This window comes from Rothia sp. HMSC08A08 (assembly GCF_001808385.1).
Classification (GTDB): Bacteria; Actinomycetota; Actinomycetes; order Actinomycetales; family Micrococcaceae; genus Rothia; species Rothia dentocariosa.
In genome coordinates this window covers 84141-103308 of record NZ_KV793081.1, presented here as the reverse complement: position 1 = coordinate 103308, position 19168 = coordinate 84141, and the positions used below count along the sequence as shown (strand labels likewise).

Annotated in this window: 13 protein-coding genes and 1 tRNA gene; 11 read left to right on the top strand and 3 right to left on the bottom strand. The window is 55.8% G+C overall.

Going from position 1 to position 19168, the window contains the following annotated elements; translation table 11 throughout:
- Positions 1-283 precede the first annotated feature (283 nt).
- The 10 genes from HMPREF3164_RS09870 (at position 284) to HMPREF3164_RS09825 (ending at position 15500) form a co-directional block, all read left to right on the top strand.
- Positions 284-1534 carry an amidohydrolase gene (locus tag HMPREF3164_RS09870; RefSeq protein WP_070450786.1) on the top strand — a complete coding sequence of 417 codons (1251 nt, stop codon included), beginning with the start codon at positions 284-286 and terminating at the stop codon, positions 1532-1534.
- A gap of 313 nt (positions 1535-1847) precedes the next feature.
- Positions 1848-5411, top strand: coding sequence for a hypothetical protein (locus HMPREF3164_RS09865; RefSeq protein WP_070450784.1), 3564 nt, complete (start codon positions 1848-1850; stop codon positions 5409-5411).
- Between the two features lie 13 nt (positions 5412-5424).
- Positions 5425-6129 carry a nucleoside triphosphate pyrophosphohydrolase gene (locus HMPREF3164_RS09860; protein ID WP_070450782.1) on the top strand — a complete coding sequence of 235 codons (705 nt, stop codon included), beginning with the start codon at positions 5425-5427 and terminating at the stop codon, positions 6127-6129.
- Positions 6130-6587: 458 nt separating this feature from the next.
- Positions 6588-7871: a phosphopyruvate hydratase gene (eno, locus tag HMPREF3164_RS09855; protein ID WP_004006066.1), complete on the top strand. Its 1284-nt coding sequence runs from the start codon at positions 6588-6590 to the stop codon at positions 7869-7871.
- Between the two features lie 326 nt (positions 7872-8197).
- Complete coding sequence (locus HMPREF3164_RS11000) at positions 8198-9124, top strand: FtsB family cell division protein (protein WP_246822675.1); 927 nt, start codon at positions 8198-8200, stop codon at positions 9122-9124.
- A gap of 72 nt (positions 9125-9196) precedes the next feature.
- Positions 9197-9784 carry a DUF501 domain-containing protein gene (locus tag HMPREF3164_RS09845; RefSeq protein WP_070450781.1) on the top strand — a complete coding sequence of 196 codons (588 nt, stop codon included), beginning with the start codon at positions 9197-9199 and terminating at the stop codon, positions 9782-9784.
- Between the two features lie 142 nt (positions 9785-9926).
- Entirely contained in the window at positions 9927-10883 is a 957-nt protein-coding gene (locus tag HMPREF3164_RS09840) for a Ppx/GppA phosphatase family protein (RefSeq protein WP_048751314.1), read from the top strand.
- A 40-nt stretch (positions 10884-10923) separates the two neighbouring features.
- On the top strand, positions 10924-13524 hold the full coding sequence (locus tag HMPREF3164_RS09835) for a S8 family peptidase (RefSeq protein ID WP_070450779.1): 2601 nt from the start codon (positions 10924-10926) through the stop codon (positions 13522-13524).
- 451 nt (positions 13525-13975) lie between these two features.
- Complete coding sequence (locus HMPREF3164_RS09830; protein ID WP_048751316.1) at positions 13976-15358, top strand: NAD(P)/FAD-dependent oxidoreductase; 1383 nt, start codon at positions 13976-13978, stop codon at positions 15356-15358.
- A 68-nt stretch (positions 15359-15426) separates the two neighbouring features.
- Positions 15427-15500 (top strand) — tRNA-Leu (locus tag HMPREF3164_RS09825).
- Positions 15501-15716: 216 nt separating this feature from the next.
- Here the strand turns inward: HMPREF3164_RS09825 and HMPREF3164_RS09820 are convergent.
- Both HMPREF3164_RS09820 and HMPREF3164_RS09815 read right to left on the bottom strand, forming a co-directional pair.
- On the bottom strand, positions 15717-16139 hold the full coding sequence (locus tag HMPREF3164_RS09820; RefSeq protein WP_048751375.1) for a DoxX family protein: 423 nt from the start codon (positions 16137-16139) through the stop codon (positions 15717-15719).
- 233 nt (positions 16140-16372) lie between these two features.
- On the bottom strand, positions 16373-17635 hold the full coding sequence (locus HMPREF3164_RS09815) for a GmrSD restriction endonuclease domain-containing protein (RefSeq protein WP_246822674.1): 1263 nt from the start codon (positions 17633-17635) through the stop codon (positions 16373-16375).
- Positions 17636-17862: 227 nt separating this feature from the next.
- Between HMPREF3164_RS09815 and HMPREF3164_RS09810 the strand changes: the two genes are divergently transcribed.
- Complete coding sequence (locus HMPREF3164_RS09810) at positions 17863-18765, top strand: Cof-type HAD-IIB family hydrolase (RefSeq protein ID WP_070450777.1); 903 nt, start codon at positions 17863-17865, stop codon at positions 18763-18765.
- A gap of 22 nt (positions 18766-18787) precedes the next feature.
- Here the strand turns inward: HMPREF3164_RS09810 and HMPREF3164_RS09805 are convergent, their stop codons facing one another.
- Positions 18788-19093 carry a hypothetical protein gene (locus HMPREF3164_RS09805; protein WP_239662162.1) on the bottom strand — a complete coding sequence of 102 codons (306 nt, stop codon included), beginning with the start codon at positions 19091-19093 and terminating at the stop codon, positions 18788-18790.
- Positions 19094-19168: the final 75 nt, after the last annotated feature.

Genomic DNA, 19168 nt, shown 5'->3' with positions numbered 1-19168 from the left:
GCCTAGCGGCTGGAGAACTCGTAGAGACACAAAATATGCGGTGTGGGCGCAAGGTTGGTGTGCCCACACCACATTTTTGTTTGCGATATTAGGACGAACTGGTGCTCGCTAGATAATTTCCGCGTCTGCAGGCGGCGGTTTCAGTCTCGTCACAATCCGTCACAATGTCATAAATCCGCCACACAACGCGATGATTCGTCACGTCGCGTACAAAAACTTCAACGAACGTAAGAGGGCCGCCGGAAGGTGTGTACTGGCTGCGGATTCGCGCTATTCTCGAACTATGGTTTTTGCAAACTCACGTTACGATCTTTCGACCCCTGTCTTCGACGACTGGGCGGCTCGCATGATGCCTACCCTTGTGGAATTCCGCCGCGAGGTGCACCGTACCCCGGAGCTCTCATTCCGCGAGGTGAAAACGACTGAACGCATTATGACGACGCTGCGTGAGGCAGGGCTGAACCCTATCGCTTGCGAAGGCACCGGCTGCTACGTTGATATCGGAAACGGACCGTTTGCTTTAGCTCTTCGCGCTGATATTGATGCGCTTCCTATCGTCGAACAGACGGATCTGCCTTATTCATCGACCATACCCGGGGTGATGCACGCCTGCGGGCACGATATTCACCAGACCGTCATGCTCGGGGTTGCTCTGGCGCTTCACGAGCTGAACGAAAAGACTCCGCTGGGGCGCAGCGTGCGTATCCTGTTCCAGCCCGCCGAGGAACAGTTGCCGGGCGGGGCTGTGCAGATGATTGAGCAAGGTCTTTTACGCAATATCCCGCGTGCTTTTGCTCTGCATTGCGATCCGAAGGTCGAACTGGGGAAAATTGGCACGCGCATCGGGGCGATTACGAGTGCTTCAGACACGATTAAGATTCACCTGAGTGGTCACGGTGGTCATACCTCTCGGCCGCATCTGACCGAGGATCTTATCTACGCGATGAGTCAGATTGCTGTGCAGGTTCCTTCCGTGCTCACGCGCCGTACCGATGTGCGTTCCGGCGTGCTGGTCGCGTGGGGGCAGGTGAGCGCCGGGGTTGCCCCGAACGCTATTCCCGCTGAAGGCTATTTGGCGGGCACCATGAGATGTCTGGATGTTGAGGTGTGGCGTCAGGCGGGTAACCTGCTGGACGAGGTAATTGAGCAGGTCGCGGTTCCCTTTGGCGTGCAGGCGAGGGTTGAACATATTCGTGGTGTGCCCCCGGTCGTCAATACCGACGCGGAAACTACCATGTTGGAAAACGCGGCGCGCGCCGAATTAGGCGAAGAGTCCATCGTGTTGGTTGAGCAATCAATGGGTGGAGAAGACTTCGCGTGGATTCTGCAGGAGGTTCCAGGCTCGATGTTCCGCCTAGGAACTCGCGCCCCGGAAGATCCTGTCTACGACTTACATCAGGGGGACTACGCTCCTAATGAGCAGGCGATTGGCGTGGGTGTGCGCGTGATGGCGGCGACCGCGTTGCGTGCCGTGCGTTTTGAGCTCGCGAAGGCTGCGAAGGCCGCGAACCCGGTGCGGGATGAGGCGCGTTAATATTACGGACAACCTGTAATAGAGGATATTCCGGGCACTGGCGCCGAAGCACGCAGCACCGAGAAATATTTATGGGGGTCTCCGCCAAATCTTTACGAAAACTTTATGAAAGAACGGGTTTCGTCACAGGAGGAATACGTCAAGTGCGGGTGCATCGCCGAAATAGCGGGCATCTGCCGGGGGAGTGGGATTGCGCCTGAAAAACCAAAATAGTGATGTCTACCCTAGAAAAAACGGTGTTAAGCCGCGCATGAACGTCAAAACCTGCGTCATACCCACTCATGAACAACATTTGCAGGATAAACTATAGGGGATGACCGAACCGCGCCGCATCATTGCGGGGCACCGAACAGCTGACGAGTGGGAGAACTCTGTGGGATTCTTTGGAATCGGTAAGAAGAAGTGGGAAGAGCAGGCGAAAGCCGCCCAGGCTGAGGCAGAAGCACAGGCTGACGACGTAAAATCCGCCCTCCCTAACTCCGATGCAGAGGCATCGGATCGTACCCTCGCGGAACGTGTGAATGAACAGCAGCGTTGGGAGAATTCCCTGCGCCGGTTTGTGCAGGCTGAGAGCACTCGCATGCAACAGGAAGAGCAGAAGAGCAAAGATACTTCTGACCTTAACGTCGATGCTTTGAAACAGTCTGCACAGCACAGCGGCTCTTCTGCTGAGCCTTCGGCGTCCACAGCAGGCGAAGCGAGGACTTCCGGGTCAGCAGAAGGCAAGAAAACCGTGGGCGCTTCCTCACAGGCTGCGAACGCAGATGCCGCTCAGACGGGTTCTTTCACACAGGAATCAGCTCAGGCACCCGACGCTTCCGCCCCGAAACGTGCACCCCAGATTTCTGAATACCGCGCAACGAGTATGCCTGCGGATGCATTTGAGACTAACTCTTCCGCCACTGCGGTTCCCTCATCGAACGCAGTGTCGGTTTCGGGTACCGCGTCGGTACAGAGTGAAGCAGGCTCCCAGAAACAAAACGTGCAGGACGCACTTAAAGAATTTAACGAGACGAAATACGGCACCGAGTACAAGGGGAATACCTCCTCAGTATCCTCACACGCCGAAGCGGCTGCTTCCCCGTCTTCTTCTGCAGAGAAAGAATCTGCGGACATCAAGACCCCGAACGTTGAGGATCGTGAGCGGGAGAAACTTGCCGCAGGAGTCGTGCCTACCGATGCCGAAGAGAAGCCTGCTTTCGTGCCCGCGCCCGGTGTTGAGTCTAAGAACTCAAACGATAAGAAGACAGCGAACGCCGACTCGAAGTCTACGCTTGAGTCCACACCCCAAGAATCCGAATCTGCTTCGGATGTAAAAGTCTCTGCTTACGAGAAAAAGTCACCTAGCCCTGAGGCTCAGGCGACGAGCGGGTTGGAGTCTACACCGTCGGCTTCGAAGAAGTCCGACAAGATCGAGTTTGTCGGCTCGGGGGCAACGGGCTCCGCCAAACATCTTGATGACCGTAACGACCCTGAAACCTTGGCTCCCGAGAAGAATCGCAGCGTCGAAACTTCGGCTGAGAAAACCTCTGCCGAGAAGATGGCTGTACAGCACGAGAAGACCGTGGCCGATGAGGTCCCAGCCCACTCTTCCACAGATAAAGACTCCAAGAAGCAGGACGTCGAAAAAATTGCGCGCGATGAAAAAGCCTCTCAGAGCGGCGCCGCAGCCGCATCATCGCATGCGGCGGCAGCATCCGTTGAAGGGAACGAAAAGGCGGAGGTTCTCACCCCCGAGAATCCGCTGCACGACCTCGTAACTGCGATGTGCGGATACGGCTCCGGGAAGGTGTCCTACGAACTGCGCCAGCTGGGCGACGATATGCACTACCGGATTTTCCATCGCGGCAGCGAAGTCGAACAGGGTGTTGTGGTTCCGACCGATGCGTGGTTCTCGTCGATTGCCTCGCTCTACGTTCGAGCACAGGACGCGGGCAGGGTGTGGAACCGTGCCCTCGTGGTAGCAAGCCCCAGCGAGAACGGGTTGGTAGCGGTACAGGCTTCGTACACGAACACCGCCGATGCATCGAGTTACACCACGGATTACGTTCTCGAAACGAGCGAGAAAGACTCGGCTTCGCAGAAAGACTCATCAGCGAAAAGCGCCGAGTCGGCAAAGTCCTCCGCCGACCAGAGCACCGCATCCACCGATGCTGCAGATCAGAAAACGTCGACCGCGAAGACCTCAGCGCTGGCTGATTCCGCCGATGATACCTCTTCGCAGAAGGAATCTGAGGCAAAGCTCGCTCAGGATAAGAGCGATGAACAAGCTAAGACCGCTGAGTCTCAGAAGGCGAAAGATCTTGACGACCACACCCAGAACGTCAAGTCTGCTGATGCCGACAAAGCCAATACTCAAGATTCACAGAAGTCTGAGAAATCCGAACATACCGTAGATTCCGAGAAGAAGTCCTCCGAGGCTCAGGACAAGGCGCAGGAAGTTTCTGCGAAGGCTCAGGCAGATACTGCAAAGTCTGATTCTGCTACAGCAGAATCGACCAAGAGCAGTTCAAGCGCGCTCGCTGCAGGTACCCTTGGCGCCGCAGGCGTGACAGCCGCCGGGATCGCGGCATCGTCGAAGAGCGACCGCGAGGATTCACGCTACGAATACGATTACGATGCGGATCCGCAGAATGTCACCGGTCGTCACGATGCTCAAGCTGCTGAGCAGAGCAAGACCGAGATTGACAGCGCTAAAGCCGATGCTGTCTCCGAGAAATCGGCGGTGTCTGGCGCATCTGCAGCCAAGGACTCTTCCGGCCTCTCAACCCCCGAAGCTGAGGTAGAGAAAACCAAGGTTGAGAAATCTTCTGAAGACGAAGAAGAACTCAACAGCATGCAGGCGGCTTTGGCGACTATCGTGGCATCCTCCGAAGCGAAGAAGACTGCATCGAACGCGAAGGAAGACGCTGCGGATACTTCCGCTGCGGTGAAGACTTCGGGTACCGGCTCGAAGTCCGCTGCTGATAAGACGAGCGAGGACTCACAGAAGGCGGCTGATTCCGAAAGCACCGTCAAGGCTGAGAGTGATGCCAAGACTACTGCGGGTTACACCTCGGAGAATCAGAGTGCGAATGTAACTCAGGCTGTGGTGGAGGAATCCCAGGCTGGCACCACCAGTACCGACAGTTCCTCTGCACTGCCCAAGCATGTGGATGACCTCGCTCTCGTCCCCGAAGTCGAGAAGGACTCGCTGACAGGCTCGACCGACACGAAGCCTCAGGAATCGGCGTCGAATAAGCAGGATGCGCCTGCCGCGCAGACCGCATACGCTGTTGCTGCTCAGTCCGGAGAATCAACTGTAAACGGTAAGACCGCGCAGCATGAATCCGCAGATCTGCCTCCCGCAGAGGCCGAGCCGGATACCCCCGCGCATCAGGCACATTCCTCCGTGCTCGCTGGCGATGCGCTTGCCGAGGGAAACCTGGTACTCACCGACGCCAAGGTGATCGAGCATCTGGCACCGGTAACCGAAGCTCTTTTCGGCGAGAATGGCAGCGCCAAGGATGCAACGACCGTGTTGATCCGGGTGCGCTCGGTGGGCTCTTACTACGATGTGCTCACCCATGTGCGCCGCAACGGATTCTGGGAGCAGGTACGAACCTTCGAGTTAGTTTCGGAAGAAGATTTGGGTATTCCCACGCTCAAGGCCGACTCCTACAGCGAAGGTGAAGGGTCGCCACTCGCCATGAGCCTGACCTTCACCCCGGGCGTGCCCGTGCAGTCTGCATTCGATTACTCGAATGAGCAGGCTTTCGTACGGTACCCCCGCCAGCTTGAGGCCGATCGCTACGTAGAGGAACTGCGCATGTTCCCGCGTCTGGGGGCTAAGATTCCGGCGCATATGGCGAATGCTCTGACTCACTGGAGCATGTAGGAGAAGCCCGCCCGTGAATGAAGATAGAGTTTCTGAGAAAACGGTAGCTGAGGTTGCCGCACGAGCTGGGAAGGCCTTCGAGCGTCTGGTGCAGACGATGGCAACCCTGCGCGCGCCCGGCGGGTGCCCCTGGGACGCCGAACAGACTCATCAGTCCCTCATTCGATACCTCATTGAGGAATCCTATGAGGTCGTGGAGGCTGTCGAGGCACCCGAGGGTACGAACCTGCAGCTTCTACGCGAAGAGTTGGGCGATGTTCTGCTTCAGGTTCTCTTCCATGCCGATATTGCGGCGGCAGAACCGGGCGGCTTTACGATCGAGCAGGTGATCGAGGGTCTGGACGCAAAGCTTCACGATCGGCACCCGAATGTTTTCAGCGATTCTTCGGACGAGTCTCGGATGACCGCCGCCGAACAACAGGTTTTCTGGGATGAACTAAAGAAAACGGAGAAATCCGATCGAGGTCCGCTTGACGGCATTCCCCCTCATCTTCCTGCGCTGGCTCTAGCGGAGAAGACAATTGCTAAGGCCCGCAAGGCCGACATTGTGCTTCCGCCGGAGCCTACCTCCTTGGACGATGATCTTCCTTTTACCTATAGTGAGGAAGAATTCGGTGAGCTACTTTTTTCGCTTGTGTGCCGCGCGCGTCAGAATGGGCTGGATGCGGAACGTGCCCTACGCACCTATACCCGCAAGTTTATTGAGTACAACCAATAGCCTCGTGGCCGCGTAGGCTGAAGAGTATTTATCAGGCACCTTTAGATGCGATAGTTTTTCGCATCTAAAGGTGCCTGTTTTATGCCCTGAAATAGAGCTTCACTGGTTACATTCGTGGGTGGGGCATAAAGCACTACACACCTGTGTTGCGCGATGTAGAAACCGGCTCTAAAGATGTTCAATCGTTTTAGTAGAGTGTGATAAAGAACTTTGTCGTTATCGGTTGGGGTTCGAATTGGTGCCTGCGGTGCGAGGACATGCTGCGTCCACAGGGGGAATGACTTTTGAGAGGCGAGTTTACAAGGGACTAAAGGTGTTGGATACCCTCAGGAATCGCAAAAAATCCCGTGGTAACTAGTGTGTTTGTGTGGGAGTTTTGGTAAAATTTAGGGCAACGGGACTCGCCCAACATCACAGGAGCGAGCCGTCATATCCTGTACTCTCTAAGGAGCAATTTCATGGCTGTTATTACCGCAGTTCACGCCCGTCAGATTTTGGATTCCCGCGGCAACCCGACCGTTGAGGTTGAGGTTCTGCTCGAAGATGGTGCTTTCGCACGCGCCGCTGTGCCTTCGGGCGCATCCACCGGCGAGTGGGAGGCAGTCGAGCGTCGCGATGGCGACAAGTCCGTATACCTAGGCAAGGGCGTTCTGGGCGCCGTCAAATCTGTTATTGAAGAGATTTCGGAAGAAATTATCGGTATCGACGCCGCTGATCAGCGTACTGTTGATGCAACCATGATTGCTCTGGACGGCACCAACAACAAGGGCAAACTCGGCGCTAACGCAATCCTGGGTGTTTCTCTGGCCGTCGCTAAGGCAGCCGCAGAGTCCGCAGATCTTCCCCTCTACAAGTATCTGGGTGGCCCCAACGCCCACGTGCTTCCCGTTCCCATGATGAACATCCTCAACGGTGGTTCTCACGCAGACTCCAACGTTGATATTCAGGAGTTCATGATTGCTCCCATCGGTTTCGAGAACTACTCGGATGCTCTGCGCGCCGGTGTTGAGGTTTACCACTCGCTCAAGTCCGTGCTGCACGACCGTGGCCTCTCTACCGGCCTGGGCGATGAGGGCGGCTTCGCACCGAACCTTGAATCCAACGCTGCGGCTCTTGATCTCATTATTGAGGCAATCGAGAAGGCTGGCTACAAGCCCGGTGAACAGGTTGCTCTCGCACTGGATGTGGCATCCTCCGAGTTCTATAACGACGGTGCCTACGACTTCGAGGGTCAGAAGAAGTCTGCCGAAGAGATGAGCGCATACTACGCTGATCTTGTGGCGAAGTACCCGCTGGTTTCCATTGAGGATCCGCTAGACGAGAACGACTGGGCAGGCTACAAGACCCTGACCGAGCAGATTGGTGACAAGGTTCAGATCGTCGGTGACGACCTGTTCGTGACCAACCCCGAGCGCCTTGAGAAGGGCATCAACGAGGGGGCGGCAAACGCTCTGCTGGTGAAGGTCAACCAGATTGGTTCGCTCACCGAGACCCTGGACGCTATGGAACTGGCACAGCGCAACGAATACCGCTGCATGGTTTCTCACCGTTCCGGCGAAACCGAGGACGTCACCATTGCCGACCTCGCTGTGGCAACTAACGCGGGTCAGATCAAGACCGGTGCACCCGCACGTTCCGAGCGCGTGGCAAAGTACAACCAGCTGCTGCGCATTGAGGAAGAACTGGGCGATGCCGCTGTTTACGCTGGCAAGTCAGCATTCCCCCGCTTCAAGAAGGCGTAACGCGATAATATACGGACAGCTAGAACCGTATACATCATAATTTGGTGCTCTCGACTGGTACATTACCTGCGAGAGCACCAGATTTTTATCTCCTGTTTTTCTTCGTAGACTTCTCTCTAGAAGGGCGCATACGACGATGGCGCGCTTTATGGTTCTTGAACATGTATCCCTCCGAATCTAACAGCTCAGTTTTTTTCCTAGGTGTTAGGGGAATGCACCCGCAATAGTTCGGGTATATCACTTTTTCGGGGGATAACTCCGTCTGAACGTTTACGGTAGCTTAGAATGGTAACCAGAGACTTAGGGGCAGGGAAGGAAAGCACTACATGATGGCTCAGCGCGACGGACGTGAACGACGCAAAAGCCCGGCGGGGCAGGAACCGCGTCGAGGTCGCACATCACGTGGCAGCCAGTCCGCCGCCGCGCGCGAAAGTCTTTCCGATGCTCCACCGTCTGCCCGTAAATCCCGTGCTCGCAAGCAGAAGGCGCATAAACCCGGTTCATCCCGCACGACCAACACTGCAGATAAGCGGGCTCAACAGAAGCCAACTGCACGGCGCTCGAAGGCCACCCTGCCGCCCCCGCAGCCAGCGCATCGTGAATCGCACAATCAACAGGTTAAGTTCGCGAGCGTCAAATCTTCTGCACCTGCGGCGAAGGAACCCCACATCACCGCAACCCATCGAACCGTTGAAGAACGCTCGTATTTGCAGCGCCCCGCCTGGATGCGCGCCGCCAATAGTTTCTTCGGTGCCCGTACCCGGGCACATCGCACCGATAGGGAACGCGATGCACGTGAACGCCGCATCCACCGCGAACACGATGAGGATGAGAATTACGAGACTCCCGTCGCGGCGCATCGCTTTAGCGGAAAATTTTTGGGCATTCTTATTATGATCGCGGTGCTCCTGCTGGGTACCGCATACCCGCTGACTAACTATGTTGATCAGCAGCGAGAAATTAACACTACCCGCGCCCGCATTGCTGAACTCAAACAGGAAAACGTGCAGCTTCAAGCCGAGAAAACCTGGTGGCAAGACGACGACTATGTGCGCCAGCAGGCCCGCAGCCGTCTATTCTATGTGGCGCCGGGCGATACCCCGTATACAGTCACCGGTATAGATTCGGATGACGGCCGGGCTGACAGCACCTCTGCCTCCGGGAAAAATGCTCCCGAAGATTCGTGGACGAACAAACTTTGGGGGTCCCTGAACGATGGTAAGGCTCCTTCGCCTAAACCTGCTGATAAGTAACGCCGGTACGGCTGTACACGTGAACCGTGCTGTACGATAAAACCTGACGTACCGATTCTTCAAGAAAGATCTATGAGCACTGTAGAAGACCTCAAAAACCGCGCCCCGCAGGGTTTCGGCGTTACCGTAGAAACCTTGACGCCCACCGACCAAGATATCCGAGTGCTCTCAGCACAGTTGGGCCGTACTGTGCGGGATGTTATTGAGATTCCCGCACGCTGTGTATGCGGTAACCCGCTCGTTGCCGCCACAGCGCCGAGGCTATCGAACGGAAGCCCGTTCCCAACCGTGTTTTACCTGGCGCATCCGGCGATTACTGCGGCCGCATCCCGCCTGGAAGCGGGGGGCCTCATGTATGAGATGACCGATGCGCTCGCGGCTGATACCGAACTTGCGAGTCGGTACACCCTAGCACACGAAAACTACCTGGCCGAGCGTGAGCGCATACGTCTGATCAGCGGAACCGATGAGGTGCCCGAAATTGAGAATATTTCGGCGGGCGGGATGCCCACGCGCGTCAAATGCTTGCATGCCGTGATTGGTCACACCCTAGCGGTGGGCCGCGGCATTAACCCTATGGGGGACTGGGGTCTGGATGAGATCGCCGATTGGTGGACCCCGCAGGTTTGCGCATGTGAACCATCATGGCGGGATGCCTAATTTCAGCCATTTTTAAGAACTTTGCCCGTGCCGTTCCCTGTAACCGGTACGGGCACCTAATATGTAAGTAGCTCGACGCATTAATCTGCGGCAGGCTAGATAACCTTAAAAACCTCACGCTTTGCGTGGATTGGAGCCCATTATGCGTGTTGGCGCAATTGACTGCGGTACCAACTCTATCCGTCTTCTGATCGCTGACGCCAGCACCGAAACCGTTAACGGTCGCACGGTAACCCGCCTCAACGACGTGGTGCGGCAGATGCGTATCGTCCGCCTGGGGCAGGGGGTTGATGCCACTGGATGGCTTGCTCAAGAGGCCTTGGACCGCACTTTTGAGGCAACGCGGGAATACGCAAAACTTTTGCGTAAACACAAGGTTAAGAAGCTTCGTTTCGTGGCGACGAGTGCCACCCGCGATGCCGGAAACCGTCAGGTTTTTATGGATGGTATTCGTGACATTCTGGGTATTGAACCCGAGGTAATTACTGGCGACGAAGAGGCGGAACTGTCGTTTGCGGGCGCCGTACTGGCGGTCGGTGCCGATGAGTCTAAGACCGTAGTCTTTGACCTGGGCGGTGGGTCTACCGAATTCGTGCTTGGGACCGAAGACGGCGTGCAGGCGGCAAGAAGCGTAAATATCGGGTGTGTGCGCCTGACCGAACGGCATATGGCATCTGCTCCCGCAACCTCGGATCAGATTCAACGTGTTGAAGCTGACACCGATGCGGCAATCGACACCGTATTGCAGAGCGTTCCTCTCGAAAAGGCTACCCGGGCCGTTGCCGTTGCCGGTACTGCAACCACGATCGCCGCCGCTGCATTGGGGCTAAAGACCTATGATTCCGAGGTTATTAACGGTTCTTCCATCTCTGTAGATACGGTGCAGAAAACGGCAGAGATGCTGCGCTCTATGACCCGCGAGGAGCGCGCCGCGCTGGGGTATATGCACCCCGGTCGGGTTGATGTTATTGGCGCCGGGGCTACCATTTACGCCCGTATCATGACTCGTTTGCATGAGATCACCGAAGGAAACATCGATTCTGTGACGGTGAGCGAACATGACATTCTGGACGGTATAGCACTATCCCAGGTACGTTAAGCATGTACAACTAACACCCAACGACGGTAGGTACACAGGTATGACGCGTTCCAACCACATCGTCACGATGACGCGCACAAGCATACGTCGGGTCGTAGCGCTTCTCGGATGCGGGGCGCTCGCGACCGGTTTAGCCCTGTCCGGAGCTCCTGCATCTGCCGCTCCGACGGCCTCACCAACCCCTATAACGCTCACTCCCGCTGAAGCAGCTGTTCTAGGTAAGGACGACGTTCGTCAGCACGAATATTGGCTTACCGACTACAGGATTGTGGATGCGTGGAAACAATCGACGGGATCGGGTGTGACGGTTGCCGTCATTGACACCGGTGTCGACGGCACCCACCCGGATCTCGTAGATAATGTGCTGGAGGGTTATGACGCTTCTGGCGAGGGCTCTCCTAACGGTTGGCAGGGGCTGGGTGTAGAACCCATGCACGGCACCGAAGTTGCATCCCTGATTGCCGGCCACGGTCATAATGTTTCCGGTATTCCTAAGATTGCCGGTCAGCCTGGTAAACCTGCGGGCGTTATCGGCGTGGCGCCGGATGCCAAGATTCTGCCTATCTCCCTTAACATGGTCTCGAATGCTGAGAAAAGTATTGATGAGCAGATTCCCGCCGCCGTGCGTTATGCGGTAGATCATGGCGCGCAGGTCATCAATCTTTCTATTGGCTCGAATAAGACGACCTGGCCCAAGAGCTGGGACGATGCTTTTGCCTACGCCGAAGAGAAGGGCGTGGTCGTCGTAGCATCCGCCGGTAACCGTGGCAGCGGTATTACCCAGGTGGGTGCCCCGGCGACTATTCCGGGGGTACTGACGGTTGGCGGCGTGGATCGTCAGCGTGAGGCTTCCAAGGGCTCTTCGACTCAGGGTATTTCTATTGGTGTGACGGCGCCGAGCAACGATATGATTGCTGCCGCGCCGGGGAATAAGTACATGATATGGTCGGGGTCTTCGGCGTCCGCTCCGCTGGTTTCCGGTCTTGCGGCGTTGATTAAGTCTAAGTACCCCAATCTGAGTGCGGCTCAGATTATTCAGCGTATTACTGAAAGCGCCGACGACACTGGCGCTGCCGGGCGTGACCCGGTGTATGGGTTTGGCATCATAAATCCGCTGATGGCCTTGGATTCTTCGACTCCGCAGGATGCTACGGAGAATCCGCTAGGGTCGCTGAAGGCATGGATAGCCGTGCACCGCCGTCAAGAGGTGCCTGCGCCAACTCCCGCCGATGCTTCGGCCACACCGGTGCATGAAGAAGGCGAGACTATCGTTAAGGCGAAGATCCCAGAGCCCAGCCGCCCGGTTGAGGACCGCGGATTTTTGCCGTTTATCATCGTGGGTGCTCTCTTCGTGATTTTGGGGCTGCTCACGGTGCGCAGTGTTCGTCGTCTGCATCGCTTGCACGTTAATGTACGCAATGTAGTGCCGCATCCTCATCTGCACGGGCACGGTGAGCCAAAGCAAGCTTCACATTCCAAGCCTTCCGCAGCTTCGGTTGCTGTTCCGGATGCTCCTGCTCCGGTCGCTCCTGCCATTCAGCCGCCCGTTGCCAGCGCGCCCCAGAGCCCCGAACCTGAGACTGCTGTGCCTGATGCGCAGGCACAAACACAGGTTGTACCTGCCTCTGTTCCCTCCCCGGCACCAGATGCCGCAGCCGCAGTGCCGTCAGCGCCCTCCTCCGGTCTCCAACCTGGGGCGGATCAGAACTTAGATAAACAGCAGGATGCGGCTGCAACCCAGAAGAGCGCAGTCGCAGCGGGTACCGAGCAGAGCGCCGTGCCCACGCAGCCTCCTGCCATCGTGCAGAACGTTGGCACAACGGAGCACAATGTTGACTCGGCACAGAACGTCGGCGCAGTACAACCTGCGGCATCAGCATCAAGCGTGGCTGAACAGTCAACGGTGGCTACAGGACAGCCATTACCTCAGACGCAGAAACCGGCAGAGTCTCAGCAGACCGACCAGCACAATACGATAACGCAGGTTCCTGCCGCATCCGCGAAAGCGACTCAACCGGCAGACCAGGGGAATGCGCCTGCGCCCGAGCAAAAGCCCATCACACCTGAACCTCAGGAATCAGAAAAACCTGCTTTGGCTCAGACTGTAGCTCAGAGCGAGGGCGTATCTCGCACCCCGCAGAGTCCCGCCCCCGAGCCGGCTAACTCGACCGTAGGGCAGGAATCCTCCGTTCCTGAAGCGTCACAGATATCGGCAGATACGATTGGGAAAGCTTCGCACCGGCCCACTCAGAAGAACGGTATGGCACAGCATCGAGCCCACCGTTTAAGTAGGGGTCCGTTACCTCCGCATCGGAAACCTCGTCTGCCTCATATTTCCGGGATTAAGCGTCAAGTTCCGGAAACAGGTGTTCCAGATGTTCCTGACGAGGCAGCGAGTTCAGCATCCGTACAGAATCCTACGGGGCAGGACGGTCGCCTGGCCTCAGCACCGCGAAAGGTCGCTTCCGCCCAGAAGAAGCATAATATGCGCACGCCGCGCAAGAAGACGGCTAACTCGTCGCGCCTTCGTCCGCAGGGTGCCGCTTCGGGGCGTTCCTCAATACCCGCCGCGCCGGAATCTGGTATTCCAGAGCCTTCATCGGCTCACGAACCTGAGCCACGGAATCCTAGCTCCTCCTAGTGATGGTGAAAAGCACGCAGTTAATAAACATTTCCGATAAAAATGTGGAAGAAAACTTCGTGACTCCTAACACCCGGTCTGTGGGTAGAGCAAAGGTTTAAAACACCCTAAGGACGCGCTACATGATGCGGAACGCAACCCCGCTGACGGGGCAAAATCTTGCGCATAAACGCGAAACGTTATCATCCAAGGGCGGTTTTCCTTACTTCGTATGCCTACATAAATGTGTTTTCCTCGAGATAAACGCGTAAAATAGTGGCATACAACATGCAGGAAAAATAGTGTTTTCGCGTTTGCGGCACCGAACATCGGGGCTTACGGAGAAAGCTTAAGAGTTTCTGTTCGTTCACATGTCCATGTATCCTGCACCCTGGGAAGCGCATGTGAACGTATCATTGAGTGCTCGCGCGCTAAAGGCAGCGAGTAAACAAAATCTAGGAAGTAGCAATATATGTCGTTTCATAAGGCACAGGATCGTCCCCGTATTCTTATTGTTGGTGGTGGCTACGTAGGCTTTACCGTCGCCAAGAAAATTCAGAAGGCTATCAAACAGACCGGTGGCGTGGTAACCATCGTAGAGCCTAACCCCTATATGACTTACCAGCCGTTCTTGCCCGAAGTCGCTGCGGGCTCGATGGAAGGCCGTAACGCTACCGTTCCGCTCCGCCAGCACCTGCGCGATACCGAGTTGATTCCCGGGCATGTTGTCTCCGTTAACCATGCAGAGCGTACTGCTACAGTTGAGCCCATCGACAATGGCGAACCCTTCGAACTGAAATATGATGAGATCATTCTCGGCGCTGGCGCCGTGACCCGTGCGTTCCCAATCCCCGGTCTTGCCGAAGTTGCTATCGGCATGAAGACTGTCGAAGAAGCCGTCTCCGTGCGTAACTGGGTGCTGGAACGTATTGAGGTTGCCTCCGTACTGGATGACCCCGATGCACGCCGTCGCGCTCTGACCGTCGTCGTCGTAGGCGGCGGTTTCGCCGGTGTTGAGACCATCTCCGAACTGGAAGACATGGCTCGCGAAGCTGTTAATCGTAACGACCGTTTGAGCGTATCTGACCTGCGCTTCGTGATGATCGAAGCTGCGCCGCGCATCATGCCGGAGGTTCCGGAAGACCGTGCCGAGAAGGTTGTGGCTGAGCTTCGCGCTCGCGGCATTGAGGTTCTGCTCAATACCTCCCTCTCGGACGCTACCGACGGTCACCTGCAGCTCATCAACATGACAGATAAGTCGCCCGCTGGTGAGATGGATACCGATACGCTCATTTGGACTGCTGGTGTTGCTGCATCGCCGATGCTCAAGAACACTGATTTCCCGATCGACGAGCGCGGTCGCGTTCGCGTGAACGCAGATCTGCGTGTGGCTGGCGATAATGGCGTGGTCGAGGGCGCTTGGGCGGCTGGCGATAACGCTGCCGTTCCCGACCTTTCCGGAGGCGGCGTGGGCGGCTTCTGCGTACCAAACGCACAGCACGCATCTCGCCAGGCTTTGGTTCTCGCCAAGAATATTCTGGCATCACGCCGCGGCGAGCCTCTGACCGACTACTACCATGAGACCATCGGTGTGGTTGCCGGTCTAGGTCTGTGGAAGGGCGTTGCAAACTTCAAAGGTAAGACCCTTGCAGGTCCGCTCGCATGGATTATGCACCGCGGCTACCACGGTTCTGCAATCCCCACGACCGAGCGTACCGTGCGCGTTATGACGACCTGGGCGCTCAACCAGCTCTTTGGTCGTGACACCACGACAATTCGCCACCAGCGTTCCCCGCGTCTCGCTTTCCAAGAGGCTACCGGAACGGCACCGGCGAAGACTAAGGCAAAGCTCTAACGAGCTTAAAGCGTCGAAACCCGCAAACTAATGCTATTCTTAGTAATGGTCTTGCGGGTTTAGACTTTGCCCCTATAGCCCAATTGGCAGAGGCAGCGGACTTAAAATCCGTCCAGTGTGGGTTCGAGTCCCACTGGGGGCACGCTATAATAGCCCGTCGCATCCAAATGTTTTATCGGATGCGACGGGCTATTTGTATGCCTTGGGAGGCGAGCGTATCTCTACCTTATGAGAATCATGGGATCGCTGGGTAGGGGAGAATCCACGGTATATAAAGAAGGCACCGTCGCGACGACGGCGCCTTCCGGGTGGGTAGACGAATGAGTGATAGATACGTTCTGGAAGAACGCTCAGGCGGTTAAGCCTCATTGCGACTGAAGAACGAATCTAGTGAGTACCTGCCTCCACCGGTCAGAATGAACATGATGGCTGCCATGCCCAAGACGAAAACGTACTCGAAGCCTGCGCCGGTCTTCTGATCGGTGATGAAGGGGTCGTTGATGTGAACAAAAATAAAAGCACCTGCCATAGCGATTGCGATGGCGGCGGCCGCAAAACGAGTTCCTAAACCAAGGATCAAGAGAGCTCCGCCAATAAGCTCGGCACCAATGGTAAAGTACGCCGAAAGCTCGGGTGCAGGAATACCCATTTTGGCGAACGCTGCACCTTCTGCTGCGGGACCGATCAGGAATGCCTTCTGGAAACCGTGCATGACAAAGGTGAAGCCCAGCGCTACGCGGAAAATTAGGGTGCCAACAGATTTAGTTATTTCATTCTTCATAACTACAAGGTTGTCAGGTAAAGTTTTATCAAGCAAAGGTAAACATCTATAAATCTTTTTTACATAGGTTCTACACAGCTTAAACACAGGTTCGGCGTGATGCTGCACTCTTAAAGAGTCTATATGGGCCTCAAGATGAAGAATTGTGACAGTAAACCCCCGCCCTGACTGCTTGTCGGGGCGGGGGTTTATGCATCTGTAGGGGAGCGCAGACGGAGGGAACGTTCAGAAACTTAGCGTGCTTCGCATGCTATGCCGTCACCGTCACGGTCAAGATGCTCGGAATATCCCGGTGCACCGCGGTGCATATTACGATACCCTGCGGCACGGGCATCAGCGCAGGTTTGAAATGCCAAAGCCGGGGCGGGGTTCTGCGCGGGAGGTGCATCCACCTGGGGCACAGGAGCAGGGGCACTCGCCGGGACTACAGGAGCAGGGGCACTCGCCGGGACTACAGGAGCGGGGGTATCAGGCGCAGGCTTCGGAGCTGGTGGTGCTTCTGCGGCTCCTGCGCAGGGTGTAAGAACGTTGATCATAGCCTCTTTTTCGGCTGGTTTGACCCACAGGGGGTACTTAGCTTTCACCCGAATCTGACGTGCCACATAAGAGCAGCGGAATGATGCGTTTGCTGGCAGCCAGGTGGCGGCATCCGAATCGCTTTTCTGCTGATTCGCAGGACCATCAACTGCCAGAAGGTTTTCGGGATCATTGGCGAGTTGTAAGCGTTCTTGAGCTGAAATCTCCTGAGCACCCGACTGCCAGGCGTCGGAAAGCGCCACAACGTGGTCGATCTGAACCTGCTCCGAGGTATCTTTCCCACGCATGAAATTAATGACCTTCCCGGTGTAAGGATCGTTAAGAATGCCCGAGATCACCACGCATCCGCGAGAGTTTTTATGCTGTTTTGCAGTGAGATCCCGGTTGAGAATGTCATTGCGGGTATCGCATCCGTTACGGTCGATATCGCTCCAGGCATCTCCGAACTGGGCACGGGAGTACCCGGTCTTAGGGGCGCGGCCTTTAACGGGAAGGGTATTGAGGATGCGCAGGGCCTCACTAGCCTCGTCAGATCCTATAGGCGCCGTTCCTTGAGGCTCAACGGAGCTGGTATCAGGATTGACGATAGTGACGGTTCCGGGGCGAATTTGGGAACCCGGATGAGCCGTCGAAGTATCGGCATTATTCTCTTCGGGTGATTCACCTACCTCGGTCACGGTGGGTGTTTGTTCCGAATCCTGCGCGGAAACCGTGGGTTGCTGTGAGGCCTCCGTGCTTTGTGAAGAAGTAGAAGAGTGTTCGTTCGCTGAGGGGGTGCTGGACGCAGAGACGGTAGACTCAGAAATTGTGATAGTTTCAGAGGAGCATCCGCTCAGCGCAAGTCCTAGGGCTAGAAAAGCTGCGGAAAATCTTGTACCGAGTTTCAAGGAACGCCCTTGATCTGATGCAGATGACCAAAAAACATGCGCGTCAGAGCGCGATGGCAGTGTTTTTAACATCAATGATTCCTAGAGATTGTATGTGTGCATAGAGTGAATGCTTTTCACAGTATAGAAAGAAAACGCCCGTAAAGGGGGAATTTTGGTGATGTCACACGATTTGTGTATATAAAGAAACTAAAATTAATGGAGAAATGTGCGGAGCAGAACGATATTCTCTCCCGCGTACAGTCAGCTTGTGTTTATAAACGTAGCCTTTGTACATGCCGATTATTAGAGGAACCCCAATGCCCACACAGCAGGAAAACCGCAGTAACAAGCCCGTGCGTATGGTTGCCGTAGATATGGATGGTACTTTCCTGAATGATGATAAGACGTTCGATGTTGAGCGTTTTGAGAGAATCCTAACCTGCTTGTCTCGGCATGGAATTTATTTTGTGGTGGCAAGCGGAAATACCTACACGAAATTACGCCAGTATATGCATGGTTTTGAACATCGAGACATTATTTATATCGCAGAAAATGGTGCCTATGTAGCGGATGATTCCGGGGAACTTGCGGTGCATCATTTTGCTGCCGAGGATCTGCCGCGTGTGTACGAGATACTGAACGGTATGCCTCAGCTTGGGATCGTTGTGTGTACGGAAGAGAGCAGCTTTATACTGGAAAACCGCGAAAAAACGGTTATGAACATTATCCGGGACTATTTTGAGGTGCAGGGTAAGCCGCTGCCGCAGAATATCGATCCCTTCGCTTTTGCCAGTATGTTTTATCCCGGAACCGAGCGTATTAGTTCTTACGAGCAGGTGCGTGGTGTTCCCATCAAATTTTCTCTGCAAGTAACGCATCGGGATCTGCCGGATGCTACAGCACAGTTACGGCGCACCCTGCCGCAGACGGTAACCCCGCTCGTTAGTGGTTTCGGTGCAATCGACCTGGTGCGTGCCGGTGTGAATAAGGCAACGGGGCTGAAAGACCTGTGTGATCGTTTGCAGATAACCCCTACTCAGATAGTAGCCTTTGGCGATAGCGATAACGATCTTGAGATGCTCTCGTTCGCCGGTACCGGTGTGGCAATGGCCCATGCTTCAGACGAGCTCAAGGCTGTGTCTCAGCGGGTGATTGGCTCGAATAATGACGGTGCGGTGCTCGACTATTTAGAGAGCATGCTCGACGAATTAGACGGGTAAGCCCCCGTACCAATAAAGGAGTTTAGCTCTTATCCGACTTGCAATGTGGGTTCCCTAGCCTCCGCGCTGCCTCCACCACGGCGGCGCGACGTTTGTGGTGCTCTTCCTCGGTAGGTTCGCCGCAGAGCATGCGAGATACCTGCGGCATAGCCGACCACCACCCCACGATAGCGAGAATAAAAAGTACAAGATAGGCGGCGTCTATATCGTCCGTGACGGAACCTGCCTCTTGCCCAGCGCGCACCGCATTCGCTTTGAAGGTGTAGTGACCGCGCCTGGGAGCAAGCCTGGGGCCTGTTATCGGCGCGTTACCCTTAGCGTTCACCACTCTCATACTTTTGCTGGTGGGCTTCCTAATTCTGGCTTTGCTTTCACTCGCGGCCGCTTCGCGAATAAACAATCG

Bases quoted from the DNA above. Each gene is read 5' to 3' on its own strand.
- HMPREF3164_RS09870 (WP_070450786.1), top strand. From the start codon at position 284: ATGGTTTTTGCAAACTCACGTTACGATCTTTCGACCCCTGTCTTCGAC.
- HMPREF3164_RS09865 (WP_070450784.1), top strand. From the start codon at position 1,848: ATGACCGAACCGCGCCGCATCATTGCGGGGCACCGAACAGCTGACGAG.
- eno (WP_004006066.1), top strand. From the start codon at position 6,588: ATGGCTGTTATTACCGCAGTTCACGCCCGTCAGATTTTGGATTCCCGC.
- HMPREF3164_RS11000 (WP_246822675.1), top strand. From the start codon at position 8,198: ATGATGGCTCAGCGCGACGGACGTGAACGACGCAAAAGCCCGGCGGGG.
- HMPREF3164_RS09845 (WP_070450781.1), top strand. From the start codon at position 9,197: ATGAGCACTGTAGAAGACCTCAAAAACCGCGCCCCGCAGGGTTTCGGC.
- HMPREF3164_RS09840 (WP_048751314.1), top strand. From the start codon at position 9,927: ATGCGTGTTGGCGCAATTGACTGCGGTACCAACTCTATCCGTCTTCTG.
- HMPREF3164_RS09835 (WP_070450779.1), top strand. From the start codon at position 10,924: ATGACGCGTTCCAACCACATCGTCACGATGACGCGCACAAGCATACGT.
- HMPREF3164_RS09830 (WP_048751316.1), top strand. From the start codon at position 13,976: ATGTCGTTTCATAAGGCACAGGATCGTCCCCGTATTCTTATTGTTGGT.
- HMPREF3164_RS09820 (WP_048751375.1), bottom strand. From the start codon at position 16,139: ATGAAGAATGAAATAACTAAATCTGTTGGCACCCTAATTTTCCGCGTA.
- HMPREF3164_RS09815 (WP_246822674.1), bottom strand. From the start codon at position 17,635: ATGTTAAAAACACTGCCATCGCGCTCTGACGCGCATGTTTTTTGGTCA.
- HMPREF3164_RS09810 (WP_070450777.1), top strand. From the start codon at position 17,863: ATGCCCACACAGCAGGAAAACCGCAGTAACAAGCCCGTGCGTATGGTT.